Below are 26,175 nucleotides of genomic sequence, written 5' to 3'. Positions count from 1 at the left end.
AATCAGCCCCCCAGGAAGCTCGCGCGGACGTCGGGGTCGGCCAGAAGCTCCTTGCCGGTGCCGGTATGGGCGTTGCGGCCCTGGACGAGGACATAACCTTTGTCCGCGATTTCAAGGGCTTGGCGGGCGTTCTGTTCGACCATCAGGATGGAGATGCCCGTCCGCGCAACCTCGATGATCCGGTCAAAAAGTTCATCCATCACGATGGGCGAGACACCGGCGGTGGGTTCGTCCAGCATCAGAACGGTCGGCTGGGTCATCAGCGCGCGGCCGACGGCGACCTGCTGGCGTTGACCGCCCGACAGTTCGCCCGCCGCCTGGTTGCGTTTGTCGCGCAGGATCGGGAACAGCTCATAGACCTGTTCCATCGTGTGTTTGATGTCATCGGTGCGGATGAAGGCACCCATCTCGAGGTTCTCTTCGACCGTCATCGAGGTAAAGATGTTGTGGGTCTGCGGTACGAAACCCATGCCCTTGTGCACCCGGGCCTGGGGGGAGAGCTTGGTGATATCCTCGCCATCCAGCTTCACCGCGCCCTCGCGCACGTTCAGCATGCCGAAGACCGCTTTCATCGCGGTGGACTTGCCGGCGCCGTTGGGGCCGACGATCACCGCGATCTCGCCCTTTTCCACGGCGATGGTGCATTCATGCAGGATGTTCGGACCCTTGCCATAGCCGCCGGTCATCGTGTCGCCGATCAGGAAGGGGCCACCCGGAGAGGGGACCGCCGGACCGGTATCTTCGATGGGCGTCATGGTGCCCTGGCCATGCGGGTTGGTGATCGAGGCATCCTTGTTGCCGTGATCGCCATAGGGATTGGTGCTCATCGTCGTCGTCCTATCGGCTGTTCAGCCGCTGGAAAGCGGGCCCGGAAGGGCTCAGGCGTTCTCCAGCTTGTCCTTGTTCTTCAGGCCGGTGCCCAGGTAAGCCTCGATCACCTGTTCGTTGGCCTTGATCTCGTCCAGCGTGCCTTCGGCCAGGACCTTGCCCTCGGCCATGCAGATGACCGGGTCGCAGAGGCGGCCGATGAAGTCCATGTCGTGTTCGATCACGACGAAGGTATAGCCGCGTTCCTTGTTGAGGCGGATGATCGCGTCGCCGATCGTGTTCAGAAGCGTGCGGTTCACGCCGGCGCCGACCTCGTCGAGGAAGACGATCTTGGCGTCCACCATCATGGTACGGCCCAGTTCCAGGAGTTTCTTCTGCCCGCCCGAAATCGCCCCGGCCGGATGGTCGGCCAGGTGGGAAATGGTCAGGAAATCAAGCACTTCATCCGCGCGGGCAGCGAGCGCGCGTTCCTCGTCGGCGATGCGCTTGCGGCCGAACCAGGTGTTCCACAGGCTTTCGCCCGACTGCCCGCCCGGCACCATCATCAGGTTCTCGCGACAGGTCATCGAGCCGAACTCATGCGCGATCTGGAAGGTGCGCAAGAGACCCTTGTGAAAGAGCTCATGCGGGGGCAGGCCGGTGATATCCTCGCCACCCATGGTCACACGCCCACTGGTCGGTTCAAGAACGCCCGCGATCACGTTGAAAAGAGTGGTTTTTCCGGCCCCGTTCGGGCCGATCATTCCAGTGATCGAGCCGTCATGGATGGTCATGGTCGCGCCATCCACCGCGTGGAAGCCGCCGAAATGCTTGTGAACGTCTTCGATGACGATCATGGTGTCCCCTTCCAACGCGAGGTTGGCCCGTTTTGACCAACCTTTGGTTGGTTCGTTCTGTTGCCACAACTTGAAGTTGGGGCGTCGTTTTTATGGAAACAGCCCGGGAATTCCCGGGCTGCCTCGAAATCGGTTGCGATCTCGGATCAGCGGTAGCCGACCGTCATCTGCTCGCCACCTTCGATCTTGATCTGACGGTAGGAGCCAGCGGCCTCGCCACCGTTGATCAGCTCGACCGCGGTCGCGCCGACATAGTCGATGTCTCCACCAGCCGCAAGGATTTCCAGACCCTTGGCCAGTTCGCCCGGATAGATCTTTTCACCCGGGGCGTTGGCGACCATTTCGATCTTCGACACGTAGTCGCCCGGCTCGGCGGAACCGGCGGCCTGCATGGCCAGCATCAGCAGCGCGGCCGCGTCATAGCTCTCGCCGGTGTAGGGCGAGGTGACGTCGAACTTGTCGCCCACCATCTCGGCGAAGGTGGCAGCACCCGGGCTGTCGGTGCCCGGCACCTGGCCGGTCGAGCCGTCGATGTCCGACCCGAAGTTGCCGGTCAGGTTGGCGCCGATCATGCCGTCCGGGAAGTGGAACGTGTCAAACGCACCGGTGTCCAGCGCGCCGCGCACGATGCCGGCACCGCCCTGGTCCACGTAGCCCGCAACAACCAGCACGTCGCCACCGGCCGAGGCCAGCGCGCCGACTTCGGCGGTGTAGTCCGCCTTGCCGTCTTCGTGGGCGGCGACGATGGTCACTTCACCACCGGCGGCTTCGAATTCGGCCTTGAAGGCGTCGGCCATGCCCTTGCCGTAGTCGTTGTTGGTGTAGGTCACGGCGACCGATTTCACGCCGCCTTCCATCAGGATCTGCGACATGACGGCCGACTGGCGGGCGTCCGACGGGGCGGTGCGGAAGAACAGCCCGTTGTCTTCGGCCGAGGTCAGGCCCGGCGAGGTCGCCGAGGGCGAGATCATGACCATGCCGTTGGGCACGGCAACGTTTGCCAGCACGGCACCGGTCACGCCCGAGCAGTCGGCGCCCATGATGCCCTTGACGCCTTCGGCGGTGATCAGTCGTTCGGCAGCGGCGGTGGCGGCGGCGGCGTCAACACAGGTCGAGTCGGCGCGCACGGAGGTCACGGAGGACCCACCCATGAACTTGCCCGAGGCGGTGACTTCTTCCATTGCCAGCTCGGCGCCCGCGGCCATGTGCGGGGTCAGCGATTCAATCGGGCCGGTAAAGCCCAGGATCACGCCCAGTTTCACGTCCTCGGCCTGGGCGGCGCCCGCGACCAGCGCTGTCGCGGCCGAAGCCAGAAGCAGCTTTTTCATTGTGTTCTCTCCCAATTGGAACAAATTTCCGGCCTTCACAGTAGTTGTGGATTGTTCGATTGAAAAGGGCGGAATCGGCGGAAATCGGAGCGCAATCGGACAATTGGCAGGTGAAATGCGACAGGGTGTATGGTGCCGGTTTCACATTCACTTTTGCGTATGGAATGTGGACCTTGGGGACGCTTGGCGTCAGGCTGGTGCAAACCACTCGAGGTGTCCCCATGTTTCGTCTGATCCTGCTTGTCCTGCTCTTCACGTCTCCGCTGAAGGCGCAGGTTATCGACACATCCCAGGGCCCGATCCGGGTCGAGGTCGTGGCTGATGGACTGGAGTTTCCCTGGGGCTTTGCCTTTCTGCCGGGCGGCGGTGTTCTGGTTACCGAACGAGACGGGATGCTGTGGCTTCTGCAGGGCGGCAGGCGGGAGAAGGTCTCGGGCGTGCCCGATGTGGTCGCGCGCGGGCAGGGCGGTCTGCTGGACGTGATGGTGCCGCGCGATTTCGCGACGAGTCGCGAGGTGTTCCTGAGCTTCTCCAAACGCCAGGGCGGCGGGCTGCGGGCGGATGCGGGCACGGCACTTGGAGTGGGGCGCCTGGAGGGTACTTCCCTAGTGGATTTCCGGGTGATCTTTGAGATGGCGCCGGGCAGCTCCGGCGGGCGACATTTCGGCTCGCGCATCGTTGAGGCACCGGACGGGCGGCTGTTTCTGACCGTGGGCGAACGCGGGGACCGCCCGGCGGCGCAGAATCTGGCGCGTCACGAGGGCAGCGTCATTCGCATCAATCGCGATGGCTCGGTGCCCGGGGACAACCCCTTCGTCGGCGCCGATGGCGCCCAGCCCGAGATCTGGTCCTACGGTCACCGCAACCCCCAGGGGGCGACTCTGGGGCTGGATGGGCGGCTCTGGGTCGTCGAACATGGTGCGCAGGGCGGCGACGAGGTGAACCGCGTGCAACGGGGGGCGAACTACGGCTGGCCGGTCATCGCCTATGGTCGGCATTATTCCGGCGCGAAGATCGGCGAGGGCACGCGAAAGGACGGCATGGAGCAGCCCGCCTTCTTCTGGGATCCTTCGATCGCGCCATCGGGCATGATGATCTATTCTGGCAAGCTCTGGCCGCAGTGGCGCGGTCATGTCTTCGTCGGCTCGCTGAAATTCGACTACCTGTCGCGCCTGAACCCGGCTGGCTGGGCCGAGGAGCGGCTGGCCTCGGACGACACCCTGCGCGTGCGTGATGTGCGGGAGGGGCCGGATGGGGCAATCTGGATCCTGTCTGTGGGTAATGGGACTTTGCTGAGGCTTGCGCCGGGGTGACCTGAATTGCGGCCCGCCGAAGGTGTCACGTACAGACGGGAGCGCCCCGTTTCAGCACGTAATAAGCGCTGTCACACCATTCTCCCCAGACTTTGATCGTTCTTTCTGCCCGGTGCGTTTCGACAAAGCCCAGCCGGGCCAGCAGACGGGCCGAACTGTCATTGCGCGGGTCGATCTCGGCGTTGATTTCCTGTAACTCCGGGTGCAGGGCCCAGGCCGCTTCCAGGACGGCCTCAAGCGCCTCCTGCGCCAGGCCTTGGCCCCAGTGGTCCGGATGAAGGATATATCCGATCTCGGCCATCCGCCACAAACCGGCCTTGCCGATCACATGGCCGTTCCTCTCGATCACAAGCTCCAACCCGGTTTGGGTGTGGCTTTCGACCATCCCGTTCAGGGTCTCTTGCGTGCGCGCAAGGTCCTCATGCGCCTCATGGCTCCAGAACCGCATTGCACGCGCATCTGAGAAAATTGCGTGAAGCGGGGCCAGATCGGCGGGGCAGGGTGGACGCAGGGTCAGGCGCGCGGTCTTGATCACACCGACAGACGCGTCGCCTGGCTGCCGCGTTCGCGGTAGGGCGTGGTGTTGTAATGTGCCCGGTAGCATTTCGAGAAATGCGAAGGGCTGGCAAAGCCGCAGGCCAGGGCCACGTTGATCACGCTCATGTCGGTCTGCATCAACAAGTTGCGCGCCTTCTGCAGGCGCAGCTCCATGTAATAGCGTTTCGGCGAGCGGTTCAGGTAGCGGCGGAACAACCGCTCCAGCTGGCGCGTCGACATGCCCACGTCCTTGGCCAGGATCGAAGGCGACACGGGCTCCTCGATATTGGCTTCCATCATCTGGATCACGGCCGAGAGTTTCGGGTGACGCACGCCGATGCGGGTCGGCACGGACAGGCGCTGTGTGTCCTGATCGGTGCGGATGGTGGTATAGATCTGCTGATCGGCCACCACATTGGCGACCTCTTCACCGTGATCATCGGCGATCAGTTTCAGCATCAGGTCGATCGAACTGGTGCCACCCGCCGTGGTCATGCGGTTGCCATCGACCACGAAGACCGACTTGGTCAGCTCGACCTCGTCGAACTCCTCGGCAAAACTGTCGTGGTTCTCCCAATGGATCGTCGCGCGCTTGCCGTCCAGCAGCCCGGCCCTTGCCATTACGTGGGCAGCGGTGCACAGCCCGCCGATCGCCACCCCCCGGCGCGCCTCGCGGCGCAGCCAGTTCAGCATGCGTTTCGTCGTGTTGCTCTGCACGTTCACGCCGGAACAGATCAGCACGGTATCGTCGCGCTTGAGCTCTTCCAGATCCATGTCCAGCTTGAACTCCGGCCCGGCCGAGCTGGTCACGCTTTCGCCGCCTTCGCCACAAAGCACCCATTCATAGCCCTCGCCGCCGAAATTCCGGTTGGCGATGCGCAGCGCATCCAGCGCGCCCGCGAAGCTGAGCAGCGTGAAATCGTTCAAGAGAACGAAGACAAAGCGCCGGGGTTTTTCCGGGGCTTCGAAGGCTGTGGTATTGGCGCGACTCATGGCTCTCCCTTTTCCGGGCGCGGGCTTAGACCACTCCAACAGGTTTGCACAGACCGATCAAGACAAGTTCGGTCGCTTTTTTGCGACACAACCATGTTTGCAGGCGCGGCAAGTTCGGCTATATGGGGCACCTGATGCCGTTAACGGTATCACGAAATGTATCTATCGGAGCAAAGATGATGACGGACTGGGTTAAAACTGCATGGCGCAACAAGCCGCGGGTGCAGATGCCGGAATATACCGACCCCGCCGCCCTGGCGGAGGTCGAGGATCAGCTCGCCAAATATCCGCCGCTCGTCTTTGCGGGCGAAGCGATGCGGCTGCGCGGCGAGCTGGCCAAGGCTGCGCGCGGCGAGGCGTTCCTGCTGCAGGGCGGCGACTGTGCCGAAAGCTTCGCCGAGTTCTCCGGCGACAATATTCGCGACACGTTCAAGGTCATGCTGCAGATGGCCATGGTGCTGACCTATGGTGCCAAGGTGCCGGTGGTGAAAGTGGGCCGCATGGCGGGCCAATTCGCCAAGCCGCGCTCGGCTCCGACCGAGACCCTGGATGGCGTGGAACTGCCCAGCTACCGTGGTGATATCATCAACGAACTGGATTTCACCGCCGACGCCCGCATCCCGGATCCGCGCAAGATGCTGAAAGCCTACACGCAGTCGGCGGCGACGGTGAACCTGTTGCGCGCCTTTTCGACCGGTGGTCTGGCGGATGTGCACCAGGTGCACCAGTGGACCCTTGGTTTCACCGAGAAGGAAGAGGCGCAGAAATACCGCGATATGGCCAACCGCCTGTCCGATACGCTGGACTTCATGAAGGCCGCGGGCATCACCGCCGACAAGCTGCACACGCTGCAGACGGTGGATTTCTACACCTCGCACGAGGCGCTGCTGCTGGAGTATGAAGAGGCGCTGACCCGTCTGGATGTGACCACCGGCAAGACCGTTGCGGGCTCGGGCCACATGATCTGGATCGGCGACCGAACCCGTCAGCCTGATGGCGCCCATGTCGAATTCTGCCGCGGCGTGATCAACCCGATCGGGTTGAAATGCGGCCCGACCACCACCGAGGAAGACCTCAAGGTGCTGATGGGCAAGCTGAACCCGGAGAACGAAGCCGGTCGCCTGACCCTGATCGCACGATTCGGCGCCGGCAAGGTGGCCGACCACCTGCCGCGTCTGATCAAGACCGTGCAGGAAGAGGGCGCGAATGTGGTTTGGTCCTGCGACCCGATGCACGGCAACACGATCAAATCGGCCAGCGGGTACAAGACCCGGCCCTTTGACAGCGTGCTGCGCGAGGTTCAGGAATTCTTCGCCGTGCACAAGGCCGAGGGCTCGATCCCCGGCGGCGTGCATTTCGAGATGACCGGCCAGGACGTGACCGAATGCACCGGTGGTGTGCGCGCGGTCAAGGACGAGGACCTGTCGGACCGCTACCACACCGCCTGCGACCCGCGTCTGAACGCGTCGCAGTCGCTGGAACTGGCCTTCCTGGTGGCCGAGGAACTGTCGGCCCTGCGCGAAGGCCCGGTCAAACAGGCCAAGGCAGGTTGATTGCCACCCATACGAATGCAGAGAACCCCGGTCCTGGCGACCGGGGTTTTTTTGTTGTCCGTTAAGACGTTGCGGGGCAGGGTGGGCACATTCGACGATGAGGTTTGCCATGCGCCTGCCCGTGATTGCCCCGCTTGTGCTCTGTGCCAGCCCCATTTTGGCAGGTGAGCCGATCGAAGAGCCCTTCACCTGTCCCGTTGGTGGTGAAGAGTTCACCATTACCGGAACGCTCAGCTGCTCCCAACTTGGGCGCACGATGCTTCTAAGACCCGTGACTTCCTGCGATTTCGTCACCCTGCTGCCGGTCTGCCCGGGCAATGGTCTGCCGGTGTATCGCGAGTTTGACGCGGCCGAGGTCGAGGGGCTTCAACAGATGATCGCCTCCGATGACTGGACCGCCATGCGCGCCCGTCCCCCCTGGGATCGGGCCCTGGCACTGGCGACCTGGTTCGAGGATAGGGAACACCAGTTCGGCCTGGCGTTGAACGGGTTGTGGCAGGACAGCGGGGCGGTCCTGGCCGATCCAGCGCGGCTTGATCGGGTGTTGCAGGAGTTCGAACGGCGGCTTGCCGAACAGCCCGACGAAGGGGTTCTGGCGGCGCTGGCTGGTTTCGCGCTTCTCGCGGCGGGACGCGACGCCGAGGCTGCGACCTGGCTGGACAGGGCCCGCACCATGGAGCTGGACGATTGGGGGCAGGCCTACCTCTCTGCGGTTGAAGCCTGCCGGGGCCAGATGGCAACCGAGCCCTGCGCGCCGGGTGCGCCGTTCCCGCCGCCCAACTGACCCCCCCGCGCCGGGATGGTGCGGGGGATCCTGTCAGACCGGCCTTCGGGCCGTTTATCAGTCGTTGTCGGCAACCAGGCGCAGATGCGATCCGCGCTTGGGCTTGTCCTCGGTTTTGGGCGCAATCGGCGCCCGGTCGAAACCACGGGCGTGTTCGGCAAAACCCGGAATGTTCAGCTCCGCCGCCTCGCGCGGGGTCAGCGGGGTGTCATCGACCAGCGCGTTGATTTCGCTCTCGCGCACGGTGAAACGGCGCGGGGCCCGGCCGATCTTGCCGTTGGCCTGCAGCGCGCCGAGGATGCGATTGGGCTGGCCATCCTCGCCCTTCAGCGGCGCGAGGTACAGCTGCGCCTCCAGCGCCGGGCGGGTCATGCCCTTGTCGCCCGACAGGGTCAGGCGCGCGGTCGAGGGGCGCTCGAACACCAGCTCAAGCGTGCGCTGGATCTGGCGGCGCGCCTCGGGCAGGAACATCGCGGTCAGCGGCATGCCACGCACCTCCATGCCCATAAGGTCGTTCAGGTGCATGCCGGCCAGACGGATGCGCGCCATGCCGGGTGCGATCTTTTCCAGCACGAAGGCGAACTCTAGAATGTCGGAAATGCCGCGCGGATCGACCTCCGAGCGGGTCGGCATCAAGCGGCCGTTGCGCAGCCCTTCCCAATAGGCCTCGACCTGCGAGATCGCCGGGAAATGCTGCTGCGTGCGCGCAGGCGCGATGGAAATCACGTTCGATCCCTTGAGATACTCGATCTTCATGTCCTAACCCCTTACGGCCCCAGCGCCTGTTGTTTCGCCGTTTACCGTCTGCTAACCCTTCAATCGATATTCGTTACCGATGTCTTAACATGACACGAAACCACGGCGAAGTGGTGCAAAAACTAAACAAATGGTTAACCCCGCTGGGGGCTTGGTGACAGGCAACCAGAAGCGGGCAGGGAAGGACCGAGGGGATGGCAATGGTCTATTCGATGACGGGTTTCGCGGCGCTCAAGGGGGCGTACGGTGACTTTGCCTGGAGTTGGGACATCCGTGCGGTGAACGCCAAGGGGCTGGATATCCGCCTGCGCGCGCCGGATTGGATCGAAGGGCTGGAGCCAGCCATTCGCAAGGCGGTGGGCGGAGCTGCGGCGCGGGGCAATGTCTCGGTCTCGCTGCGCGTTGCCCGGGCGGCGGAGGAAGGCGCGCTGGCGCTGAATGGCGCGGCGCTCGACCGCACCCTGAGCCTGCTCGCCGAAATCTCCCATGCCGCCGAGGCCAAGGGGCTGGCGCTCGCGCCGATGACCGCTGCCGACCTGGCTGGGATGCGCGGTGTGCTGGACGTGGCCGCAGCAGAGGAAGACACCGCGCCGCTTCTGAAGGCGCTCACCGCACAGCTGCCCGAGTTGCTGTCTTCGTTCAATGACATGCGCGCCCGGGAAGGCGCGGCCCTGGCCGAAGTGTTGGCGGGGCAGGTCGACCGGATCGAGGCGCTGACGGCCGAGGCTGCCGCGCTGGTCGATGCCCGTTCCGAGGCGCAGGCCGAGACCCTGCGCACCGCATTGGCCCGGGTGATGGAGAACACAGATGGTGCCGACGCAGACCGTGTGGCCCAGGAGCTGGCCCTGATCGCGGTCAAGACCGACGTGCGCGAGGAGCTTGACCGCCTGGTTGCTCATGTCGCGGCTGCGCGCGAGTTGCTGGGCGGCGATGCACCGCGCGGCCGCAAACTCGATTTCCTCATGCAGGAGTTCAACCGCGAGGCCAACACGCTCTGTTCCAAGGCGCAGTTCGCCGAGCTGACGCGGATCGGCCTTGACCTCAAGGCGGTGATCGACCAGATGCGCGAACAGGTGCAGAATGTGGAGTAAGACATGAGCGACCCCCTCGAGCAACGCCGCGGCCTTCTGATCATCCTCTCCTCGCCATCCGGTGCGGGGAAATCGACCCTGGCCAAGCGGCTGATGGAGTGGGATCCGACGCTGAGCTTCTCGGTCTCTGCCACCACCCGTGACCCGCGCCCCGGCGAGGTGGACGGCAAGGATTACCATTTCGTCACCGAGGCGAAGTTCAAGGAGATGGTGGCCCAGGGTGAAATGCTGGAACACGCCCATGTCTTCGGCAATTTCTATGGCTCGCCCGCCGGACCGGTGCGTGAAGCCATCGAAGGCGGGCGGGACGTTCTGTTCGACGTGGACTGGCAAGGTGAGGTGCAGATCCGCAACTCGGCCATGGCGTCCCATTCGCTGTCGATCTTCATTCTGCCGCCCTCGATCAAGGAGCTGAAATCGCGCCTGATCGGACGCGGCCAGGACAGCGATGAGGTGATCCAGCGCCGCATGCACAAGAGCTGGGACGAGATCAGCCACTGGGGCAGCTATGATTATGTGTTGGTGAATGACGACCTGGACAAGACCGCCGCACGGCTGATCACCATCGTCGAGGCGACGCGCCAGCGGCGCAACCAGCAGCCGGGGTTGCTGACCCATGTGCGCAAGTTGCAGGCGGAATTCGAGGAGGGAGATCAATGATTTACGAACTCGACGGGATTGTGCCCGACATTCATGAAACCGCCTGGGTGGCACCCGATGCCAATGTCATCGGCCTGGTGACGCTGGAGGCCGGGGCCAGCGTCTGGTTCGGCTGCACCATTCGCGCCGATAACGAGCCGATCGTGATCGGCGAGGGCACCAATGTGCAGGAAAACTGCGTCTTTCACACCGACCCCGGCTGCCCGCTGACCCTGGGTGCCAACGTGACCGTGGGGCACAAGGTGCTGCTGCATGGTTGCACAGTGGGTGAGGGCAGCCTGATCGGCATGAATGCCACCGTGATGAACGGTGCCCAGATCGGCAAGAATTGCCTGATCGGGGCGGGCGCCCTGGTGACCGAAGGGAAAGAGATCCCCGACGGCTCCATGGTGCTGGGCGCGCCGGGCAAGGTGGTGCGCCAGCTGGATCAGTCGGCGATTGCCGGGCTATACCGGTCCGCCGAACATTACCAGGCCAATGCGCGGCGCTTTGCCAAGGGGCTGAAACCTCTCGACTGAGCCAAATTCCTTTTGAAGGAATTTGCAAAACTCTTCTGAAGAGTTTTGGTGCCGCCAAGTCAAAACGAAAGGGCCGCCCCAACCGGGACGGCCCTTCATGTTCGCGCGTTTCTCACTTTGAAGGGGGCAGGGCTTAGGCCACCGCTTCCTTCTGTTCCTTCAGCCAGGCCAGCACGGTCTCCGGGGCGCTTTCGCCATAGGGGTCCGAGCCGAAGTTGTCGTCACGGCCGGGCTCTTCGAACCAGGCTTCGACCACACCGTCCTTGATGACGGCGGCATAGCGCCAGGAGCGGTCACCGAAGCCCAGGTTGTCCTTGGCGACCAGCATACCGATCTTGCGGGTGAACTCGCCGGAACCGTCCGGGATCACCTTCACGTTTTCCAGCTCCTGGGCCTGGGCCCATTTGTTCATCACGAAGCTGTCGTTGACCGACATGCAGTAGATCTCGTCGATGCCCTCGGCGGTGAAGTCGGCGTGGCCGTTCTCATAGCCGGGCAGCTGATAGGTCGAGCAGGTCGGGGTGAACGCGCCGGGCAGCGAGAACAGAACCACGCGCTTACCGGCAAAGTAGTCGGCGGTGGTCACGTCCTGCCAGCGGAACGGGTTCGGGCCCTCGATGCTGTCATCGCGGACACGGGTCTTGAAGGTTACGTCGGGGACGCGCACGCCTGCATGCATGGGATCTTCCTTTTTCAGTCGTATGGATAGGCCTTGCGTGGGAATCACGCTGGGTTCGTGAACGTGTTTAGAACCATTCCAAAATCCTGGCAACGGTGAATTCGCCAGCCTGCGACAATAGGGGCAAATCGTCCCGGCTCCGGCTATTGTATCCCGTTGCATATCGCCTTTGCAGGAAATGCAGGTTACAAAAAAGGTCAACATGTCTTATGTGACGCAAAGGCAATCGAAGGCGGACCCATGCGTGATCTGAAACTCCCCGACCAGCGCCATCCCGAAAAGGCGCATCGTCCCGACAATGCCCAGCCGAAGAAACCGAGCTGGATCCGCGTGCGGGCGCCGGGGGGCAAGGCCTATGCCGAGACGCACAAGATCATGCGCGAGCACAAGCTTGCCACGGTCTGCGAGGAGGCCGCCTGTCCGAACGCCGGCGAATGTTGGAGCGCCGGTCACGCCACCATGATGATCATGGGCGAGATCTGCACCCGCGGCTGCACCTTCTGCAATGTAGCTACCGGCAAGCCCGACGCGCTGGACGCGTTCGAACCGGGCCGGGTTGCCGATGCGGTGGCCAAGCTGAAGCTGAACCACGTGGTTATTACCTCCGTGGACCGGGATGACGTGGATGACGGCGGGGCCGAGCATTTCGCCCAGACCATTCGCGCCATTCGCCACCGTTCGCCCTCAACCACCATTGAAATTCTGACCCCGGACTTTCTGAAATGCGCCCCCGAGGCGCTGGAAGTCGTGGTCGCCGCCAAGCCGGACGTGTTCAACCACAACCTGGAAACCGTGCCGGGCCTCTATCCGACCGTGCGCCCCGGCGCGCGCTACTTCCACTCGCTGCGCCTGTTGCAACGGGTGAAGGAACTGGACCCGTCGATGTTCACCAAGTCGGGCATCATGGTCGGCCTGGGCGAGGACCGCCAGGGCGTGCTGCAGGTCATGGATGACATGCGTGCCGCTGACATCGACTTCCTGACCATCGGCCAGTATCTGCAGCCGACCCCGAAACACCATGCTGTTGCCCGTTTCGTGACGCCGGACGAGTTCAAGGACTACGAAAAGGCGGCCTATGGCAAGGGGTTCGGCATGGTCTCGGCCACACCGCTGACGCGCAGTTCCTACCACGCGGGCAATGATTTCGAGAAACTGCGCGCGGCGCGGATGGAGAAGCTCGGCCAGAGCTGATCCCGCAGCTTACTGACCCAACTTGCCCGGGCGCATACGCTCGGGCACCAGCCAGTCCGGGAAGCCGAACAGATATTCGAACCCGGCCAGGACCAGACAGATCACGATCACCCCGATCACCAGCTTGACCCGCTTCTCACCCGGCGGGTTCTTGGCCCATTTGGCCATGCGCAGAAGCTGACGGGGTTTCATCGCTCAGCCCTCGTCGGTGAATCGCACCTTACCGATATGGTCGAGGTTGCGATTACGTTGCGCGAAATCGATGCCGTAGCCCACGACAAATTCATCGGGGATCTCGAAGCCGGTCCAATCGGCACGAATATCGACCTCGCGTCGCGACGGCTTGTCCAGCAGCGCGATGGTCTTCAGTCGCGCGGGCCCTTTGGCCTTGAGCAGCTTGACCACCTGGGTCAGCGTATGGCCGGTGTCGACGATATCTTCGACAACCAGCACGTCCCGGTCATGAATTTCCCCGCGCAAGTCCTTGAGAATGCGGACTTCCCGGCTGCTTTCGGTGGAGTTTCCGTAGGAGGACGCCTCGAGGAAATCGACTTCCACGGGCAGGTCCAGCTCGCGCACCAGATCGGCAATGAAGACGAAAGATCCGCGTAACAACCCAACCACGACCAGCTTGTCAGTGCCTTCGAACTCGTCGTGAATTTCCTGTGCCAGGGCCTCGACCCGGGCGGCAATCGACTTGGCCGAGATGAGCTGATCGATGACATATGGACGCGTCGTCATGGGGACCTCTTGATTTTCCGGCCCGATCCTTACACATGTCGGCGCGGAAAGCCGACCGGAAAGTGAGCCAAAATGCCGACACATGGGGAAACGCGGATCCTGCCCTATACGCCCGACCAGATGTATGACCTGGTGTCGGATGTGCGGCGCTATCCGGAATTTCTGCCCTGGAACTCGGCAGCCCGGGTGCGCTCGCAAAGGGAACGCGCCGACGGGTCGATCGAGCTGGAAGCGGATATGGTGATCAGCTTCAAGGTCTTTCGCGAACGTTTCGGCAGCCGCGCCGTGTTGGTGCCGAAGACACGGCTGGACATGGAATACCTGGACGGGCCGTTCAAATACATGAAGTCACATTGGGAGTTCCGGGATCACCCCGAGGGCTGCGAGATCGAGTTCTTCGTCGATTTCGAATTCAAGAACGCGGTGTTGCAGAAGCTGATCGGCGTTGTTTTCTACGAGGCGATGAACCGGATCGTGAAGGCGTTCGAGGCGCGGGCGAAAGAGCTTTACGGCTGAGCGGGTCCAAGAGTTTTCAGAAAACTCTTGGCAAAACTTTTCTGAAAAGTTTTGGCGTCAGTCCTTCGACGCCAGCGGATGATGTTCCAGCACCAGTTCCTTCAACCGCTCATCCAGCACATGGGTATAGATCTCGGTGGTCGAGATATCCGCATGGCCCAACAGCGTCTGGATCGCGCGCAGGTCGGCGCCGTTGGCCAGCAAATGGGTGGCGAAGGCATGGCGCAGGCGATGGGGGGTGACCTCGTCCGGCGATACCCCGGCGGTGACTGCGATTTCCTTGATCAGCGCATAGAACCGATGTCGGGTCAGGTGGCCCTGGCCCGATCCGGTGGGAAAGAGGAACCGTGATGGTGCCTTGCCCTTGGCCTTCGCCGCATCCTCTGCCGCATCGCGTGCGCGCAGCCAGGCGGCCAAGGCGGTGCGGGCCGGGGGCGAAAGAGGCACCATACGTTCCTTGCCCCCCTTGCCGAGCACCAACAGCATCCGCGGATCGCCCCGGGCGGCGGAAACGGGCAGGGAGACCAGTTCGCTGACCCGCATGCCGGTGGCATAGAGCAGTTCCATAAGACAGGTGTTGCGCAACCGATCGTCCTCGCGGCGGCCCCTTTTGCGGGCGGCCTCCAGCAGCGCCTCCACCTGTTTCTCGCTCAGTGTCTTGGGCAGGGTCTTGGCGCGGCCCGGGCCCTTTACCTTGAGGCTCGGATTGTCCTCACGCCATCCTTCCTCATGAGCAAACCGATAAAGCTGCTTGATCGCCGACAGCCGCCGTGCGCGGGTGGAGGCGGCCAGGCCTTCGGCCTCGCAGTCGATCAGGAACCCCTCGATCCGGTCGCGGGTCACCTTGTCGAACCCGTCCGGGCCCAGAAACTCGGCAAAGGCCTTCAGGTCGCGCCCATAGGCCAGCAGCGTGTTCTGCGAGGCGTCCAGCTCGGCGGCCTGCGCCTCCAGAAAGGCCGAGATCCAGCGCGCCTGGTCCTGGGTCACACCATCCGTCATCCGCGACGGTCCAGAACCAGGTATTCGATGGCCGCCTGGCGCGCGGTGGCCTCCAGCCCGACGTGACGCAGCAGTGCCAGCGCGTCCGAGACCTCGTCCAGATCCCCCCGGCTGCCGGAGGTAAAGAGCGCCATGGCACGCAGGATCGCTTCGCCCAGCCGGTCCGCCTCCAACAGCGGCGCCAGACGCACCGGCACAGTGTCGGCGGTAAACCCGTCGATCACCGCCTGTGCCTCGGGCGAGGGGGCAGAGAGGCCATCGACCTGACCCCGGGCGAGGCCGACCAACAGCTGGTCCATCGGGCTGCCCGGCGCGGCGCTTTGGGCGATCTCCTCGGCATCAATCGACAAAAGCCCCATGCGCAGGGCCAGCGCGCCGACATCCCCGTCGAGCGTCATTCCGGCCAGGGCCTTGCCGTGGATATGCGAGAACGGCACTTCCAGTTCGGCTTGCTCCAGCGCTGCCCAGGCGTCGGGCAACACCTCGGCCACCCGGTCTGCATTGCGCGCGGCAATGGCGGCGTCCAGCGCCTGCAGGGCGGCGATGCGGTCCCAGACTCCACCGGAGGCGGCCGGGCGGCGTTCGCTGTAGAGGCCCCAGATCTGGTTGTCCCCTACGGCCCCGGTGCGCGCCAGGCGTTCACCGGCCTCGACACGGGCCTTCCAACCGATATTGGCGCGCAGGTCGGATTGCGCAAAGGCCAAGGGCAGGGTGGCGGTCGGGATCGGCTCTCCGATCGCTTCGAACATGCGGAAGGTCAGTGGGGTGGGCCGCGCGGGTCGCGTAAGCGGCGGCTCGCCCTCGAACAGGTGCGGGTCCAGGAAACGCGCCAAAAGCGCGTCTTCCTCTTCGCTGATGAAGCCGAGAGCCCGCCCGGTTTCCAGCGTCAGCACGGCGGCGTTCCAGTCGCCCCCCCGGGCCAGGCAGAAGATACGCGCGGGAAATGTTGGCGACAGTTCCGGCGTTGCGCGCAGCACCTCGCAAAGCTCGTGTTCCGTGCCCAAGAGCAGCGCGGTGTCGAACCAGCGGCGGAAAATCTCGGGGCTCGATGCCCCGGCGCGTGACAAGAGCGCCTCGGCCTGGTCCAGCGCGCCCATGGACAGCAGGCGGTCGACGCGGGCAAGGAAGACAGTGTCAGAGCCGGGTTCGGATCCGGCCGGCGCGTCCAGTTCCGCCAGCAGAAGTGTGTAAAGCAGCGCCTGGATTGCGGGCAGCATGTCCGGCTGGTTCTGCCGAAACCGCAGGGCCAGATCGTCGGGGCGGGAAGCCCCCCAAAGCCCGCGCGGCAAGCCGGTGACCGAGACGGGCAGCAACCCGACCGCATCGGGCATGGGCAGGCCCAGGGGCTGCACGGTCACATCCTCGACCGTGGCGCCGGTACTCACGTCAGGCTCAGAGGGCAGGGTGGGGGTGCGCGGTGTGGCCAGGCTGTCGGACAGCCAGTCGATGGCCGACATCGGTCCGGCGTCGGCATTGGTCTCAGGGGCTGCGCCCTCCTGAGCCCAGGCGGCCCCGCCCAGGCTCAGCACACAGGCAAGGGCCAGCGCCTCAGTTCGCATCCAGCGTCACCGTCACGCTTTTCGGTTCCACCTGCGGCGACAGATCGCCCAGAAAGGCATAGCCCACGAGGCCAATGCCCCCCAGGATCACCAGCACTCCGACAAATTTCAGCAATCGCCCCAGCATTTATTATGTTTCCTTGTCCCGGTCTGCTCTGCCTGCGTTTTATATATGGCCTTTTTGACAATATCACGCCATTCAGGGGAGAAACGTGAAAAATGGGCGAGGCGCCGCCAAAGTGGCTTTTCGGGTGAAGAAATCCATCGTCATGGTGGGCATGATGGGCGCGGGGAAAACCGCAGTGGGACAGGCCTTGGCCCGCCGTTTGGGCGTTGATTTCCTGGACAGCGACGAAGAGATCGTGAAGGCGGCGAACATGTCGATTGCCGAGATCTTCGCGCGCGATGGCGAGGATTTCTTTCGCGACCGCGAAAGCGAGGTCATTGGCCGCCTGTTGGAGACCGAACGCGCGGTCCTGTCCACCGGCGGTGGGGCCTTCCTGGCTGAGCGCAATCGTGACATGATCACCGACAAGGGCGTTTCGGTCTGGCTGCGCGCCGATCTGGAGCTGTTGTGGAACCGGGTCAAGCACAAGGACACACGGCCCTTGCTGCGCACGCCGGATCCCAAGGCGACCCTGACTGAGATCTACAATACCCGCGTGCCGGTTTACGCTCTGGCCGATCTGGCGGTGGATGCGCGGCCGGAATATTCCATCGAAGACATGTGCGAGGCGGTCGTCGCCGCGCTGAAGACCCGGCCCGACGTGCTGGAAGAGGACTAACTCATGGAAATCGTTCATGTTCCCCTGGAGGGGCGCGAATATGACGTGCGCATCGGCACCGGCCTGGTGGACCGCGCCGGGGCCGAGATTGCGCCGCTGCTGAACCGTCCGCGCGTCGCGGTCATCACCGACGAGACCGTGGCAGGCCTGCACCTTGAGGCGCTGCGCGCCGGTCTGGCGGCTGAGGGGGTCGAGATGGTTTCGCTGGCCCTGCCGGCGGGCGAGGCGACCAAGAGCTGGCCGCATTTCACCCGTGCCGTGGAATGGCTGTTGGAACAGAAGGTCGAGCGTAAGGACGTTGTGATCGCCCTGGGCGGCGGTGTGATCGGCGACCTGGTGGGCTTTGCCGCCGCCGTGCTGCGCCGGGGCGTGCGTTTCGTGCAGATCCCGACCACGCTGCTGGCGCAGGTCGACAGCTCGGTGGGCGGCAAGACCGGGATCAATTCACCTGCGGGCAAGAACCTGATCGGCGCCTTTCACCAGCCCTCGCTGGTGCTGGCGGATATCGGCGTGCTGGGCACGCTCAAGCCACGCGATTTTCTGGCGGGCTACGGCGAGGTGGTGAAATACGGTGGGCTGGGCGATGCCAGGTTCTTCGAATGGCTCGAGGATAACGGCCCCGCGCTCGCGGCTGGCGACGTTGCCAAACGCACCGAGGCCGTGCGCCATTCGGTGCAGATGAAGGCCGATATCGTGGTGCGGGACGAGACCGAACAGGGCGACCGCGCGCTTTTAAACCTGGGCCATACCTTCGGCCATGCGCTGGAGGCCGCGACAGGTTATTCGGACCGGCTGCTGCATGGTGAAGGCGTTGCCATCGGCTGTGCCTTGGCCTTTGAAACTTCCGCGCGGCTTGGGTTGATGAGCCAGGAAAGCCCTTCGCGCTTCCGCGAACACCTGGCGGCCATGGGCATGATGAAGGACATGGCGGACATTCCCGGTGATCTGCCCGATGCCGACGGGCTGATCGAGTTGATGGGCCAGGACAAGAAGGTTCTGGACGGCAAGCTGCGCTTCATCCTGGCACGCTCGATTGGCGAGGCTTTCGTGGCCACGGACGTGGACATGGGTGTCGTGCGGGACGTTCTGACCGAGGCTCTAGAGGCCCGTTAACGCCGCGTGTTGGCGATCACCATCAGCTCGCCCACGTTCTCGCGGGTGATATAGCCCAGCAGGTGCCGCTCGCGGTCCAGCACGGCCACCGCCGGGTTGGTGCCCAGCCGTTCCAGAACCGTCTCCAACCCGTCCCTCAGGGTTACCGCAGGCACGCTCTGCATCACATCACCAACGCGGGTGTCTGAACGATCTTCGGCCATAGCGTGAAACAGCGCCTCGCGGGTCAAGAACCCCGCCAGATGGCCGCCTGCGTCCAGCACCGGAAACTCGTGCTGCGTGGTGCGGATCAGCGTGGTGGCGGCCAGGCCGATGGCATCCTCCGGGCGCAACGCCTCATACTCCGTGATCATCGCATCGCGCGCCATCAGCTTGCGCGCCACGTCGCGCATGGCGACATCGGCGCTTTCGCCGCCCGCCGCGATGAAGATGAACCCCGCGATCAGCACCAGCATCAGATTGCCGGACATGAGCCCGGTCAGCGCCATCAGGAAGGCCACGACCTGACCCGCGCCCGCCGCAATGCGCGTCGCGGTGACCCGGTCGGTGAACAGCGCCACCACGGCGCGCAGCACGCGGCCGCCATCCATCGGGAAGGCCGGGATCATGTTGAAGATCGCCAGGATCAGGTTGAGTGTGGCCAGCTGTGCGGGCAGGGTCGAAGGTGCAACGGCAAGGCCGGTCAGTTGGTCAGGTTCGGTCGGTGCGCCGAACAGGAGCGTCAGAACTGCCCAGATCACGACATTCACCGCCGGGCCGGCAAGCGCCACAAGGATTTCCTGTCCGGGTTTTTCAGGCATCTTTTCCAGCCGCGCCAGCCCGCCGATGGGCAAAAGCGTCACGTCCGGGGTACGAATGCCGAACCGGCGCGCCATCAGGGCATGGCCGAACTCATGCGCCACGACGCAGGTGAACAGCAGGAGGATGAAGATCGTGGTCCAGAGCGCCGCCTCCGGCCCGCGTTCCGCCCAGGCCGAGGCGCCGATGAAGGCCAAGAGCAGCAGAAAGGTTACATGGACACGCAGCTGCGAGCCAAAGAGGCGCCCGATGGGGAAAGACCATGTCATCGCGCGCCTCCTGTCTGTTGGTTTGTCTTAGAACGGGATCTCGTCGTCGAACCCGCCGCCACCGCCGGCCGGGGCGGACCCGCCGCCGCCGCCACCGCCGAAGCCGCCGCCCTGGCCGCCGCCGTAGCTGCCGCCCGAGCCGCCGCCATAGCCGCCCTGGTCGCCGTAGCCGCCGCCGCCACCACCGTAGCCGCCGCCGTCACCACCGCCGGAACGGCCGTCCAGCATCACAAGCGTGCCGCCAAAGCCTTGCAGCACGACCTCGGTCGAGTACCGATCGTTGCCCGATTGGTCCTGCCATTTGCGGGTCTGCAGCTGGCCTTCGAGATACACTTTCGAGCCCTTGCGCAGATATTGCTCGGCCACGCGCACCAGACCTTCCTGGAAGATCGCAACCGAATGCCATTCGGTCTTCTCGCGACGCTCGCCGGTGTTGCGGTCCTTCCAGGTTTCCGAGGTGGCGATGCGCAGGTTGCACACCTTGCCGCCGTTCTGGAACGACCGCACCTCGGGATCGCGGCCCAGGTTGCCGATGAGAATGACCTTGTTGACCGAACCCGCCATGGGGACCCTCCGAATCTGAAAACGTTGGACAACGTTACACCAGACGGGGCGCATGAGGGAAAGAGGCAACTGCCCGGCGACAAACCGCCGCCCCTCTTTTCGCGTGGCAGGTTTACGCCTATATTGCGCCACAAGTTCGAGGGGTTTGTGATGAAAACAGTTCTGACCGTGGTTTTCGGCGCCGCCGTTCTGGCGGGGCAGCCTGCCGATGCGGGAGATATCTTCGCGACATCGAACGGTCGGTCGAGCTTTGATGCGATGACGCGGGTTTTGGACACGCGCGCGGCTCAGCAATATGCAAACTCGGTTCGCCTGACACCACGCGCGATCGCGCTGCCCGGGCAGGAGGGTATCCCGGCCTACGGTGGCAACTATCGTGGCGAATACCTGCAAATGGCCCGTGACGCGGCACGCAAACATGGCATTCCCGAGGACCTGTTCCTGCGTCTCGTGCAGCAGGAGAGCGGCTGGAAGGCCACGGCGGAAAGCAAGGCCGGTGCGCTTGGCCTGGCGCAGCTGATGCCTGAAACGGCACAGCTTCTGGGGGTCGATCCGCTGGATCCGCGCCAGAACCTGGAAGGCGGCGCGCGGTACCTGAAACGGCAGTATGAGCGTTTCGGCTCCTGGCGTCTTGCGCTGGCGGCTTACAATGCAGGGCCCGAGGCGGTTGTGAAATACGATGGCATCCCGCCGTACCGCGAAACGCAGGGCTATGTGAAAGCCATTTTGGGAAGCTGAAGAAAATGCGCCAAATTGCTGTTGCCGCAGGGGTTTTCCTGCTGAGCCTCGCACTGGTTCAGGCCGAGGAAATGACGCCTGCGACCCCGACGGTAGGGCAGTTAACCGAGGCGCTGATTGCAGGTGATGTGGCCGGGGCCCACGCCCTGACATCGAGCTACCTTGGGCGCAAGGTCTCGCTCTATGCCTTTCAGGGCATGATGGAGACGGGCGGGATCTTTGCGGTGCCCGGCGAGTTCGTGTTCACCGAAACGCTGGACGAGGGCGCGGAAGTGTCCCTGATCGGGCAGTTTCAACCGGCCGATGGCAGTGCTGCGCGACCGGTGCGGTTTTCCTGGCTGGAAGAGGATGGTGAATGGCGGCTGAACCGGTTCGGGTTCTGAGGTTGAAGTCGTTTAATTTCAGTAAATTGTTCGGGTAAGTTAAACCCGGCCTCAAAAGAGACCGGGTTTCCGAATTCGTCTGAGGTTGCGGGTTAAAGGCCCGACAGTTCCTTCTTGTGCAGCCAGTCGGCGTGTTTTGGAGCGCGTTTGGTCTCGGACCATTCGTTCAGCATGTCCCATTTCACCGCATCCATGCGCTTGAGCATCTCCTCTTCCTCCGGGTCCGGGCAGGCCAGCTCGACACGGTGGCCGTTGGGGTCGAAGAAATAGATCGAGTGGAAGATCGAGTGGTCGGTCACGCCCAGCACATCGACGCCGTTCGCCTCAAGGTGGTCCTTGAATTCAATCAGTTCCGCGCGGTCCTTCACCTTGAAGGCGATGTGCTGTACCCATTTCGGCGTGTTCGGGTCACGGCCCATTTCCGGCTTGGTCGGCAGTTCGAAGAAGGCCAGAACGTTGCCATTCCCCGCATCCATGAAAATGTGCATGTAAGGGTCCGGCTCGTGGGTCGAGGGCACGTGGTTCTCGGCAATGGCCAGCACGAAGTCCATGTTCAGCATCTTCTGATACCATTCGACCGTCTCTTTCGCGTCCTTGCAGCGATAGGCGACGTGGTGGATCTGTTCAATTTTCATGTGGGTCTCCTCCTCGGTTGGAAGGTATTTAACATGTGATCATTGTAAATGCAACGAAAATGAAAAGGCAAAATCGGCACTTTCACGCTGTTACCCAAGGGCGGCCAGATTTCCGCCATTTTGCCGGTGCAAATTGAAGGGGGATGGAAGAAGGACGCCGACAAAATGAGCCACGACAAGTTCGAAGCCAGATTGAATCGCATCAATGCGAGCGTACAGCCGAAGGGCGCGCGTCAGGGCGGGGGCTCCGGGTCTTGGAAGAACGGGCAAGGGGCCAATGGGCGTGCATCAAAGGTCGAGTTTGCCGAGAATGAGGAATTCGCCCATATCGACCCGCCGCGTGCAAACGGCTGGGAGGCGATCAAGCAGCAATTGGTGCGTCTGCTCGGCCGGTGATAGGCTGGACATGAAAAAAGGCGCCGGTCTCCTGCTGGACACCGGCGCCCCTGTGGATTTCAGCCCTTATTCCGCGGCGATCTTGATCACGGGGGTCATCGAGGCCAGGGCGTTCTCGGTCAGGTGACACTTGATCTGGTGTTTGCCCTCCATGGTGCGCACCGGCGGCACCTGGGTTTCACACAGACCGCCATCAACCTTGTCCTTCCAGCGGCAGCGCGTCTGGAACGGGCAGCCCGGGGGCGGGTTCATCGCCGATGGGATGTCGCCCTCCAGCACGATGTGCTCCTTCTCGACCGAGGTGTCGGCGATCGGCACGGCGGATAGCAGCGCCTCGGTATAGGGGTGATAGGGCGGGGCGAAGACTTGGTCGGTCGTGCCCAGTTCCACCACATGGCCCAGATACATCACCATGACGCGGTCGGACAGGTAGCGTACGATGCTGAGGTCGTGCGAGATGAAGAGCAGTGTCGTCTTGTTTTCGCGCTGGATTTCCATCAACAGGTCCGTAACCGCCGCCTGCACCGATACATCCAGTGCCGAGACGGGTTCGTCCGCCACCACGATGCGTGCATCACCGGCAAAGGCGCGGGCAATGCCGACACGCTGTTTCTGCCCGCCGGACAGCTGGCGCGGCATCCGGTCGGCAAAGGCACGCGGCAGTTTCACCAGGTCGAGCAGCTTCAGCATGCGCTGACGCCGGTCGGCATCGCTGTCCCCAACGCCGAAGACCTCCAGCGCGCGGATGATCTGGCGCCCGACCGTCATTGACGGGTTCAGCGTGTCGAACGGGTTCTGGAAAACCATCTGCACCGACGAGATTGTCTCGGTCGAGCGATCCTGGATCGGGATGTCGTGGATTTCCTCGTCGCCCATCATGATCTTGCCATCGGTGGCTGTTTCCAGCCCCATCAGCACCTTGGCGAAGGTGGACTTGCCGCAACCCGACTCGCCGACGATGGCCAGGGTTTCCGACTCGCGGGCCTCGAAGCTGAGCGTCTCGTTGGCCTTGACCACCCGTTTCTCGCCGCCGCCGAACAGCGCATTGGCTGCCACCTCGTAGTATTTCTTGAGGTGGTCCATCTTCAGAACAATTTCGCCGACGGGCGGCTTTTCCGCCTTGGCTTCGACCTCGGGCGGGGCATCCCAGTCGATCTCGTCCATGCGCAGACAGCGGCTGACGTGGCGCTCGTTGCCCTTGACCACCTCCATCGGGATGTAGCCCTGGTCGCAGCGCCCTTCCATGTAGTAGTTGCAGCGCGGACCGAAGTTGCAGCCTTCGGGGCGCTCGTGGGGCAGGGGGAAGTTGCCCGGGATCGCCACCAGCGGACGCGCGTTCTTGTCAGCACCCGGCAGCGGGATCGAACGGAACAATGCCTGCGTATAGGGATGGCGCATGTCGTCAAACACGTCCTCGATCGAGCCGCGTTCCACCGCCTCGCCGGAATACATCACGCAGAGCCGGTCGCAGGTTTCCAGCACCAGGCCCAGGTTGTGCGAGATGAACAGCATCGAGGTGCCGTATTTCTTGCCCAGGTCCTTGACCAGCTCGACCACCGCCGCCTCGACCGTCACGTCAAGCGCCGTGGTGGGCTCGTCGAGGATCAGCAGCGAGGGTTTGGTCATCAATGCCAGCGCAATGACGATGCGCTGCTGCTGCCCGCCTGACAGCTGGTGCGGGTAGCTGTCCAGCATGCGTTTCGGGTCGGGGAGTTTCACATCCGTGACCACTTCCAACGCGCGGGCATAGGCCTCTTCCTTGCTCACGCCCTCGTGGATCATCGGCACTTCCATCAGCTGCTTGCCGATCTTCATTGCCGGGTTCAGGGAGGCCATCGGCTCCTGATAGATCATCGCGATCTCATTGCCGCGAATGTCACGCAGCTCGTCGCGAGTCATCTCGGACATGTCGCGGCCCTTGAACTTGATCGAGCCACCGACGATGCGCCCGTTCACGCCCAGGTCCTGCATGACGCCCAGCGCCACGGTGGACTTGCCGCATCCGCTTTCGCCCACCAGGCCCACGGCCTCGCCGGGCTGCACCCGGACAGAGAAATCCATCACCGCCGGGATTTCGCGCAGCCGGGTAAAGAAGCTGATCGAGAGCTTGTCGATCTCGAGGACGGGGCCATCATAATCTGCCAATTTGCTCATGATCTGCTCCTCAGTCTTTCAGCGATTCTTCACGCAGGCCGTCGGCCAGCAGGTTCAGGCCCAGCACCAGGGACAGAAGCGCAAGGGCCGGGGCCAGCGCGGGGTGCGGGAAGATCGACAGAAGCTTGCGCCCGTCGTTGATCGTGGTGCCCCAGTCAGGGCTTTCCGGAGGCAGGCCAAGGCCAAAGAAGCCCAGGGTCCCCAGAAGGATTGTGGTGTAGCCGATGCGCAGACAGAAATCGACGATCAGCGGCCCGCGCGCGTTGGGCAGGATCTCCCACAGCATGATGTACCAGGGGCCTTCGCCACGGGTCTGGGCCGCAGCCACATAGTCGCGCGTCTTGATGTCCAGCGCGAGGCCGCGCACGATGCGGAACACCGTGGGCGAGTTCACGAAGACCACCGAGACGAAGACGACCAGGATGCCGCCCGGGATGTTGAAGAAGTCCAGGCCGTCGGGCAGCAGGCGGATCACCGAGCTCTGATCCGAGATCAGCGTCAGGTAGAGCCAGCCGCCGATCCCCAGCGCCAGCGCCAGGAAGATCGTGTTCTTCTGCGGCTGGGTGTGGAAGCGCGAGTTGATCAGCACGCCCAGGAAGATCAGCGGAAAGACGAACAGCACCACCGCCATGTAATTGGGCAGGCCGCTCTCACGGATCTCGGGTGTCACCAGCAGGTAGAACAACAGGATCACCGGGAAGGCCAGGATCAGGTTGGCCGAGAAGCTCAGCACCGTGTCCAGGCGACCGCCGTAGTAGCCGGCGGGCAGGCCGAGGGTAATACCGACCATGAAGGCAAAGATTGTTGCGAGCGGTGCGATCAGGATCACCGTGATCGAGCCGGTGACCATGCGCGAGAACACGTCGCGTGCCAGGTTGTCGCCGCCGAACAGGTACCAGGGGTAATCCCCCCCCTCGGCGCCGCTCATCGGCGTGCCGGGCAGCTTGTTCTTCATGCCCGACACCTGCTCCAGCGGGGCGTGGGTGTAGATCATGTCGAACAGGCCCGCGAAGACCGCGGTGAACACCCAGAACATGACCAGGCCGAAGCCCACCATGCCGATGGTCGAGTCGAAGAGCTTGCCGTAGAGCCCGAGTCGGCGCTTGTAGCGGATCGACAGAAAGAAGGTGACGACAAGGGCGATCCACACCGGCGTGAACTGGCGCGCTACGGCGCCCAGGATGCCCCCGGCGGTGCCCATCATCATGCCCAGCACCAGGTAGGCCAGGCAGAGCACCAGCACCAGGTAGAAGCTCCACAGCGTCAGCCGCGCGCTCCAGCCATGCAGGCCGGGTCCACCGGCCACGGTGCTGTCGTGATAGACGGTCGAGCCGTGTTGCGGCACGAAGCCCACAAGGATCTGCACCACGGCGAGGATGAAGAACAGAGTGGCGGCGGCCTGCAGCGGCAGGTTCAGAAAGGACAGGTTTCCGGTCCAGGTAAGCGGTTCCATGATCA

30 protein-coding genes are annotated in these 26,175 nt (G+C 63.5%); 13 read left to right on the top strand and 17 right to left on the bottom strand.

Annotated features, from left to right (window positions below):
• Nucleotides 1-2: 2 nt before the first annotated feature.
• The 3 genes from ACO07D_RS17680 to ACO07D_RS17670 all read right to left on the bottom strand — a co-directional run bounded on the left by ACO07D_RS17680 (nt 3) and on the right by ACO07D_RS17670 (nt 2,992).
• Entirely contained in the window at nt 3-827 is an 825-nt protein-coding gene (locus tag ACO07D_RS17680; RefSeq protein ID WP_421704250.1) for an ABC transporter ATP-binding protein, read from the bottom strand.
• 51 nt (nt 828-878) lie between these two features.
• Nucleotides 879-1,664, bottom strand: coding sequence for an ABC transporter ATP-binding protein (locus ACO07D_RS17675; protein WP_421704249.1), 786 nt, complete (start codon nt 1,662-1,664; stop codon nt 879-881).
• Nucleotides 1,665-1,810: 146 nt separating this feature from the next.
• A complete protein-coding gene (locus ACO07D_RS17670) occupies nt 1,811-2,992 on the bottom strand; it encodes an ABC transporter substrate-binding protein (protein ID WP_421704248.1) in 1,182 nt (393 codons plus the stop codon).
• 221 nt (nt 2,993-3,213) lie between these two features.
• Between ACO07D_RS17670 and ACO07D_RS17665 the strand changes: the two genes are divergently transcribed.
• Nucleotides 3,214-4,305, top strand: coding sequence for a PQQ-dependent sugar dehydrogenase (locus ACO07D_RS17665; RefSeq protein ID WP_421704247.1), 1,092 nt, complete (start codon nt 3,214-3,216; stop codon nt 4,303-4,305).
• 25 nt (nt 4,306-4,330) lie between these two features.
• Here the strand turns inward: ACO07D_RS17665 and ACO07D_RS17660 are convergent, their stop codons facing one another.
• Nucleotides 4,331-4,909, bottom strand: a complete 579-nt coding sequence (locus ACO07D_RS17660; protein ID WP_421704246.1) for a GNAT family N-acetyltransferase — start codon at nt 4,907-4,909, stop codon at nt 4,331-4,333.
• A complete protein-coding gene (locus ACO07D_RS17655) occupies nt 4,837-5,835 on the bottom strand; it encodes a GlxA family transcriptional regulator (protein WP_421704245.1) in 999 nt (332 codons plus the stop codon). The genes ACO07D_RS17660 and ACO07D_RS17655 overlap by 73 nt, the downstream gene beginning before the upstream one ends.
• Nucleotides 5,836-6,014: 179 nt before the next feature.
• On the opposite strand from ACO07D_RS17655, the gene ACO07D_RS17650 reads away from it, so the two are divergent.
• Together ACO07D_RS17650 and ACO07D_RS17645 are read left to right on the top strand one after the other, a co-directional pair.
• Entirely contained in the window at nt 6,015-7,388 is a 1,374-nt protein-coding gene (locus tag ACO07D_RS17650; RefSeq protein ID WP_421704244.1) for a class II 3-deoxy-7-phosphoheptulonate synthase, read from the top strand.
• A 109-nt stretch (nt 7,389-7,497) separates the two neighbouring features.
• Nucleotides 7,498-8,172 carry a hypothetical protein gene (locus ACO07D_RS17645; protein WP_421704243.1) on the top strand — a complete coding sequence of 225 codons (675 nt, stop codon included), beginning with the start codon at nt 7,498-7,500 and terminating at the stop codon, nt 8,170-8,172.
• 57 nt (nt 8,173-8,229) lie between these two features.
• On the opposite strand, the gene ACO07D_RS17640 is transcribed toward ACO07D_RS17645, so the two are convergent.
• Nucleotides 8,230-8,928 (bottom strand): PAS domain-containing protein, encoded by a 699-nt coding sequence (locus ACO07D_RS17640; RefSeq protein ID WP_421704242.1) that lies wholly within the window; start codon nt 8,926-8,928, stop codon nt 8,230-8,232.
• A 200-nt stretch (nt 8,929-9,128) separates the two neighbouring features.
• On the opposite strand from ACO07D_RS17640, the gene ACO07D_RS17635 reads away from it, so the two are divergent.
• Genes ACO07D_RS17635 through ACO07D_RS17625 form a run of 3 tightly spaced genes read left to right on the top strand, consistent with a single transcriptional unit; the run spans nt 9,129 to nt 11,197 of the window.
• A complete protein-coding gene (locus ACO07D_RS17635; RefSeq protein WP_421704241.1) occupies nt 9,129-10,019 on the top strand; it encodes a YicC/YloC family endoribonuclease in 891 nt (296 codons plus the stop codon).
• 3 nt (nt 10,020-10,022) lie between these two features.
• Nucleotides 10,023-10,679, top strand: a complete 657-nt coding sequence (gene gmk / locus ACO07D_RS17630) for a guanylate kinase (protein ID WP_421704240.1) — start codon at nt 10,023-10,025, stop codon at nt 10,677-10,679.
• The gene (locus ACO07D_RS17625; protein WP_421704239.1) at nt 10,676-11,197 is read left to right on the top strand and encodes a gamma carbonic anhydrase family protein; all 522 of its coding nucleotides are present in this window, start codon (nt 10,676-10,678) and stop codon (nt 11,195-11,197) included. The genes gmk and ACO07D_RS17625 overlap by 4 nt, the downstream gene beginning before the upstream one ends.
• Before the next feature lie 133 nt (nt 11,198-11,330).
• Here the strand turns inward: ACO07D_RS17625 and ACO07D_RS17620 are convergent, their stop codons facing one another.
• Nucleotides 11,331-11,876 (bottom strand): peroxiredoxin, encoded by a 546-nt coding sequence (locus ACO07D_RS17620; RefSeq protein WP_421704238.1) that lies wholly within the window; start codon nt 11,874-11,876, stop codon nt 11,331-11,333.
• A gap of 240 nt (nt 11,877-12,116) precedes the next feature.
• Here ACO07D_RS17620 and lipA point away from each other — a divergent pair, with 240 nt between their 5' ends.
• Nucleotides 12,117-13,067, top strand: coding sequence for a lipoyl synthase (gene lipA, locus ACO07D_RS17615; protein WP_421704237.1), 951 nt, complete (start codon nt 12,117-12,119; stop codon nt 13,065-13,067).
• 9 nt (nt 13,068-13,076) lie between these two features.
• Here lipA and ACO07D_RS17610 read toward each other — a convergent pair whose 3' ends face one another.
• A complete protein-coding gene (locus ACO07D_RS17610) occupies nt 13,077-13,259 on the bottom strand; it encodes a hypothetical protein (protein ID WP_421704236.1) in 183 nt (60 codons plus the stop codon).
• Nucleotides 13,260-13,262: 3 nt separating this feature from the next.
• Complete coding sequence (hpt, locus tag ACO07D_RS17605; protein ID WP_421704235.1) at nt 13,263-13,808, bottom strand: hypoxanthine phosphoribosyltransferase; 546 nt, start codon at nt 13,806-13,808, stop codon at nt 13,263-13,265.
• Between the two features lie 72 nt (nt 13,809-13,880).
• On the opposite strand from hpt, the gene ACO07D_RS17600 reads away from it, so the two are divergent.
• The gene (locus ACO07D_RS17600; RefSeq protein WP_421704234.1) at nt 13,881-14,324 is read left to right on the top strand and encodes a type II toxin-antitoxin system RatA family toxin; all 444 of its coding nucleotides are present in this window, start codon (nt 13,881-13,883) and stop codon (nt 14,322-14,324) included.
• 57 nt (nt 14,325-14,381) lie between these two features.
• On the opposite strand, the gene ACO07D_RS17595 is transcribed toward ACO07D_RS17600, so the two are convergent.
• The 3 genes from ACO07D_RS17595 to ACO07D_RS17585 are packed head-to-tail and all read right to left on the bottom strand — an operon-like array spanning nt 14,382 to nt 17,009.
• Nucleotides 14,382-15,323, bottom strand: coding sequence for a site-specific tyrosine recombinase XerD (locus ACO07D_RS17595; RefSeq protein ID WP_421704233.1), 942 nt, complete (start codon nt 15,321-15,323; stop codon nt 14,382-14,384).
• Nucleotides 15,320-16,882 carry a hypothetical protein gene (locus ACO07D_RS17590; RefSeq protein ID WP_421704232.1) on the bottom strand — a complete coding sequence of 521 codons (1,563 nt, stop codon included), beginning with the start codon at nt 16,880-16,882 and terminating at the stop codon, nt 15,320-15,322. Before ACO07D_RS17590 ends, ACO07D_RS17595 begins: the two co-directional genes overlap by 4 nt.
• Entirely contained in the window at nt 16,872-17,009 is a 138-nt protein-coding gene (locus ACO07D_RS17585; protein ID WP_421704231.1) for a hypothetical protein, read from the bottom strand. Before ACO07D_RS17585 ends, ACO07D_RS17590 begins: the two co-directional genes overlap by 11 nt.
• A gap of 85 nt (nt 17,010-17,094) precedes the next feature.
• On the opposite strand from ACO07D_RS17585, the gene ACO07D_RS17580 reads away from it, so the two are divergent.
• A complete protein-coding gene (locus tag ACO07D_RS17580; protein WP_421704230.1) occupies nt 17,095-17,667 on the top strand; it encodes a shikimate kinase in 573 nt (190 codons plus the stop codon).
• Nucleotides 17,668-17,670: 3 nt separating this feature from the next.
• Nucleotides 17,671-18,780, top strand: coding sequence for a 3-dehydroquinate synthase (gene aroB / locus ACO07D_RS17575; protein ID WP_421704229.1), 1,110 nt, complete (start codon nt 17,671-17,673; stop codon nt 18,778-18,780).
• On the opposite strand, the gene ACO07D_RS17570 is transcribed toward aroB, so the two are convergent.
• Both ACO07D_RS17570 and ssb read right to left on the bottom strand, forming a co-directional pair.
• On the bottom strand, nt 18,777-19,847 hold the full coding sequence (locus tag ACO07D_RS17570; RefSeq protein WP_421704228.1) for a site-2 protease family protein: 1,071 nt from the start codon (nt 19,845-19,847) through the stop codon (nt 18,777-18,779). The two genes, aroB and ACO07D_RS17570, sit on opposite strands and share 4 nt — an antisense overlap.
• 27 nt (nt 19,848-19,874) lie before the next feature.
• A complete protein-coding gene (gene ssb / locus ACO07D_RS17565) occupies nt 19,875-20,411 on the bottom strand; it encodes a single-stranded DNA-binding protein (RefSeq protein WP_421704227.1) in 537 nt (178 codons plus the stop codon).
• Between the two features lie 150 nt (nt 20,412-20,561).
• On the opposite strand from ssb, the gene ACO07D_RS17560 reads away from it, so the two are divergent.
• Both ACO07D_RS17560 and ACO07D_RS17555 read left to right on the top strand, forming a co-directional pair.
• Nucleotides 20,562-21,149 (top strand): lytic transglycosylase domain-containing protein, encoded by a 588-nt coding sequence (locus ACO07D_RS17560; protein ID WP_421704226.1) that lies wholly within the window; start codon nt 20,562-20,564, stop codon nt 21,147-21,149.
• Between the two features lie 5 nt (nt 21,150-21,154).
• Nucleotides 21,155-21,532: a hypothetical protein gene (locus ACO07D_RS17555; RefSeq protein WP_421704225.1), complete on the top strand. Its 378-nt coding sequence runs from the start codon at nt 21,155-21,157 to the stop codon at nt 21,530-21,532.
• A gap of 92 nt (nt 21,533-21,624) precedes the next feature.
• Here ACO07D_RS17555 and ACO07D_RS17550 read toward each other — a convergent pair whose 3' ends face one another.
• Complete coding sequence (locus ACO07D_RS17550) at nt 21,625-22,167, bottom strand: VOC family protein (RefSeq protein ID WP_421704224.1); 543 nt, start codon at nt 22,165-22,167, stop codon at nt 21,625-21,627.
• A 165-nt stretch (nt 22,168-22,332) separates the two neighbouring features.
• On the opposite strand from ACO07D_RS17550, the gene ACO07D_RS17545 reads away from it, so the two are divergent.
• Nucleotides 22,333-22,563, top strand: coding sequence for a hypothetical protein (locus ACO07D_RS17545; protein WP_421704223.1), 231 nt, complete (start codon nt 22,333-22,335; stop codon nt 22,561-22,563).
• Nucleotides 22,564-22,629: 66 nt separating this feature from the next.
• Here the strand turns inward: ACO07D_RS17545 and ACO07D_RS17540 are convergent, their stop codons facing one another.
• The gene (locus ACO07D_RS17540) at nt 22,630-24,717 is read right to left on the bottom strand and encodes a dipeptide ABC transporter ATP-binding protein (protein ID WP_421704222.1); all 2,088 of its coding nucleotides are present in this window, start codon (nt 24,715-24,717) and stop codon (nt 22,630-22,632) included.
• 10 nt (nt 24,718-24,727) lie between these two features.
• Nucleotides 24,728-26,170 carry an ABC transporter permease gene (locus tag ACO07D_RS17535; RefSeq protein ID WP_421704221.1) on the bottom strand — a complete coding sequence of 481 codons (1,443 nt, stop codon included), beginning with the start codon at nt 26,168-26,170 and terminating at the stop codon, nt 24,728-24,730.
• Between the last annotated feature and the right edge of the window lie 5 nt (nt 26,171-26,175).

Source organism: Aliiroseovarius sp., assembly GCF_965228805.1.
GTDB lineage: Bacteria > Pseudomonadota > Alphaproteobacteria > Rhodobacterales > Rhodobacteraceae > JASBTN01.
This window is presented reverse-complemented; position numbering and strand designations above follow the sequence as displayed.

What these genes read in the sequence shown, in the direction of transcription:
- ACO07D_RS17680 (WP_421704250.1), bottom strand. Translation starts at nt 827, where the DNA reads ATGAGCACCAATCCCTATGGCGATCACGGCAACAAGGATGCCTCGATC.
- ACO07D_RS17675 (WP_421704249.1), bottom strand. Translation starts at nt 1,664, where the DNA reads ATGATCGTCATCGAAGACGTTCACAAGCATTTCGGCGGCTTCCACGCG.
- ACO07D_RS17670 (WP_421704248.1), bottom strand. Translation starts at nt 2,992, where the DNA reads ATGAAAAAGCTGCTTCTGGCTTCGGCCGCGACAGCGCTGGTCGCGGGC.
- ACO07D_RS17665 (WP_421704247.1), top strand. Translation starts at nt 3,214, where the DNA reads ATGTTTCGTCTGATCCTGCTTGTCCTGCTCTTCACGTCTCCGCTGAAG.
- ACO07D_RS17660 (WP_421704246.1), bottom strand. Translation starts at nt 4,909, where the DNA reads ATGCTACCGGGCACATTACAACACCACGCCCTACCGCGAACGCGGCAG.
- ACO07D_RS17655 (WP_421704245.1), bottom strand. Translation starts at nt 5,835, where the DNA reads ATGAGTCGCGCCAATACCACAGCCTTCGAAGCCCCGGAAAAACCCCGG.
- ACO07D_RS17650 (WP_421704244.1), top strand. Translation starts at nt 6,015, where the DNA reads ATGACGGACTGGGTTAAAACTGCATGGCGCAACAAGCCGCGGGTGCAG.
- ACO07D_RS17645 (WP_421704243.1), top strand. Translation starts at nt 7,498, where the DNA reads ATGCGCCTGCCCGTGATTGCCCCGCTTGTGCTCTGTGCCAGCCCCATT.
- ACO07D_RS17640 (WP_421704242.1), bottom strand. Translation starts at nt 8,928, where the DNA reads ATGAAGATCGAGTATCTCAAGGGATCGAACGTGATTTCCATCGCGCCT.
- ACO07D_RS17635 (WP_421704241.1), top strand. Translation starts at nt 9,129, where the DNA reads ATGGTCTATTCGATGACGGGTTTCGCGGCGCTCAAGGGGGCGTACGGT.
- gmk (WP_421704240.1), top strand. Translation starts at nt 10,023, where the DNA reads ATGAGCGACCCCCTCGAGCAACGCCGCGGCCTTCTGATCATCCTCTCC.
- ACO07D_RS17625 (WP_421704239.1), top strand. Translation starts at nt 10,676, where the DNA reads ATGATTTACGAACTCGACGGGATTGTGCCCGACATTCATGAAACCGCC.
- ACO07D_RS17620 (WP_421704238.1), bottom strand. Translation starts at nt 11,876, where the DNA reads ATGCATGCAGGCGTGCGCGTCCCCGACGTAACCTTCAAGACCCGTGTC.
- lipA (WP_421704237.1), top strand. Translation starts at nt 12,117, where the DNA reads ATGCGTGATCTGAAACTCCCCGACCAGCGCCATCCCGAAAAGGCGCAT.
- ACO07D_RS17610 (WP_421704236.1), bottom strand. Translation starts at nt 13,259, where the DNA reads ATGAAACCCCGTCAGCTTCTGCGCATGGCCAAATGGGCCAAGAACCCG.
- hpt (WP_421704235.1), bottom strand. Translation starts at nt 13,808, where the DNA reads ATGACGACGCGTCCATATGTCATCGATCAGCTCATCTCGGCCAAGTCG.
- ACO07D_RS17600 (WP_421704234.1), top strand. Translation starts at nt 13,881, where the DNA reads ATGCCGACACATGGGGAAACGCGGATCCTGCCCTATACGCCCGACCAG.
- ACO07D_RS17595 (WP_421704233.1), bottom strand. Translation starts at nt 15,323, where the DNA reads ATGACGGATGGTGTGACCCAGGACCAGGCGCGCTGGATCTCGGCCTTT.
- ACO07D_RS17590 (WP_421704232.1), bottom strand. Translation starts at nt 16,882, where the DNA reads ATGCGAACTGAGGCGCTGGCCCTTGCCTGTGTGCTGAGCCTGGGCGGG.
- ACO07D_RS17585 (WP_421704231.1), bottom strand. Translation starts at nt 17,009, where the DNA reads ATGCTGGGGCGATTGCTGAAATTTGTCGGAGTGCTGGTGATCCTGGGG.
- aroB (WP_421704229.1), top strand. Translation starts at nt 17,671, where the DNA reads ATGGAAATCGTTCATGTTCCCCTGGAGGGGCGCGAATATGACGTGCGC.
- ACO07D_RS17570 (WP_421704228.1), bottom strand. Translation starts at nt 19,847, where the DNA reads ATGACATGGTCTTTCCCCATCGGGCGCCTCTTTGGCTCGCAGCTGCGT.
- ssb (WP_421704227.1), bottom strand. Translation starts at nt 20,411, where the DNA reads ATGGCGGGTTCGGTCAACAAGGTCATTCTCATCGGCAACCTGGGCCGC.
- ACO07D_RS17560 (WP_421704226.1), top strand. Translation starts at nt 20,562, where the DNA reads ATGAAAACAGTTCTGACCGTGGTTTTCGGCGCCGCCGTTCTGGCGGGG.
- ACO07D_RS17555 (WP_421704225.1), top strand. Translation starts at nt 21,155, where the DNA reads ATGCGCCAAATTGCTGTTGCCGCAGGGGTTTTCCTGCTGAGCCTCGCA.
- ACO07D_RS17550 (WP_421704224.1), bottom strand. Translation starts at nt 22,167, where the DNA reads ATGAAAATTGAACAGATCCACCACGTCGCCTATCGCTGCAAGGACGCG.
- ACO07D_RS17545 (WP_421704223.1), top strand. Translation starts at nt 22,333, where the DNA reads ATGAGCCACGACAAGTTCGAAGCCAGATTGAATCGCATCAATGCGAGC.
- ACO07D_RS17540 (WP_421704222.1), bottom strand. Translation starts at nt 24,717, where the DNA reads ATGAGCAAATTGGCAGATTATGATGGCCCCGTCCTCGAGATCGACAAG.
- ACO07D_RS17535 (WP_421704221.1), bottom strand. Translation starts at nt 26,170, where the DNA reads ATGGAACCGCTTACCTGGACCGGAAACCTGTCCTTTCTGAACCTGCCG.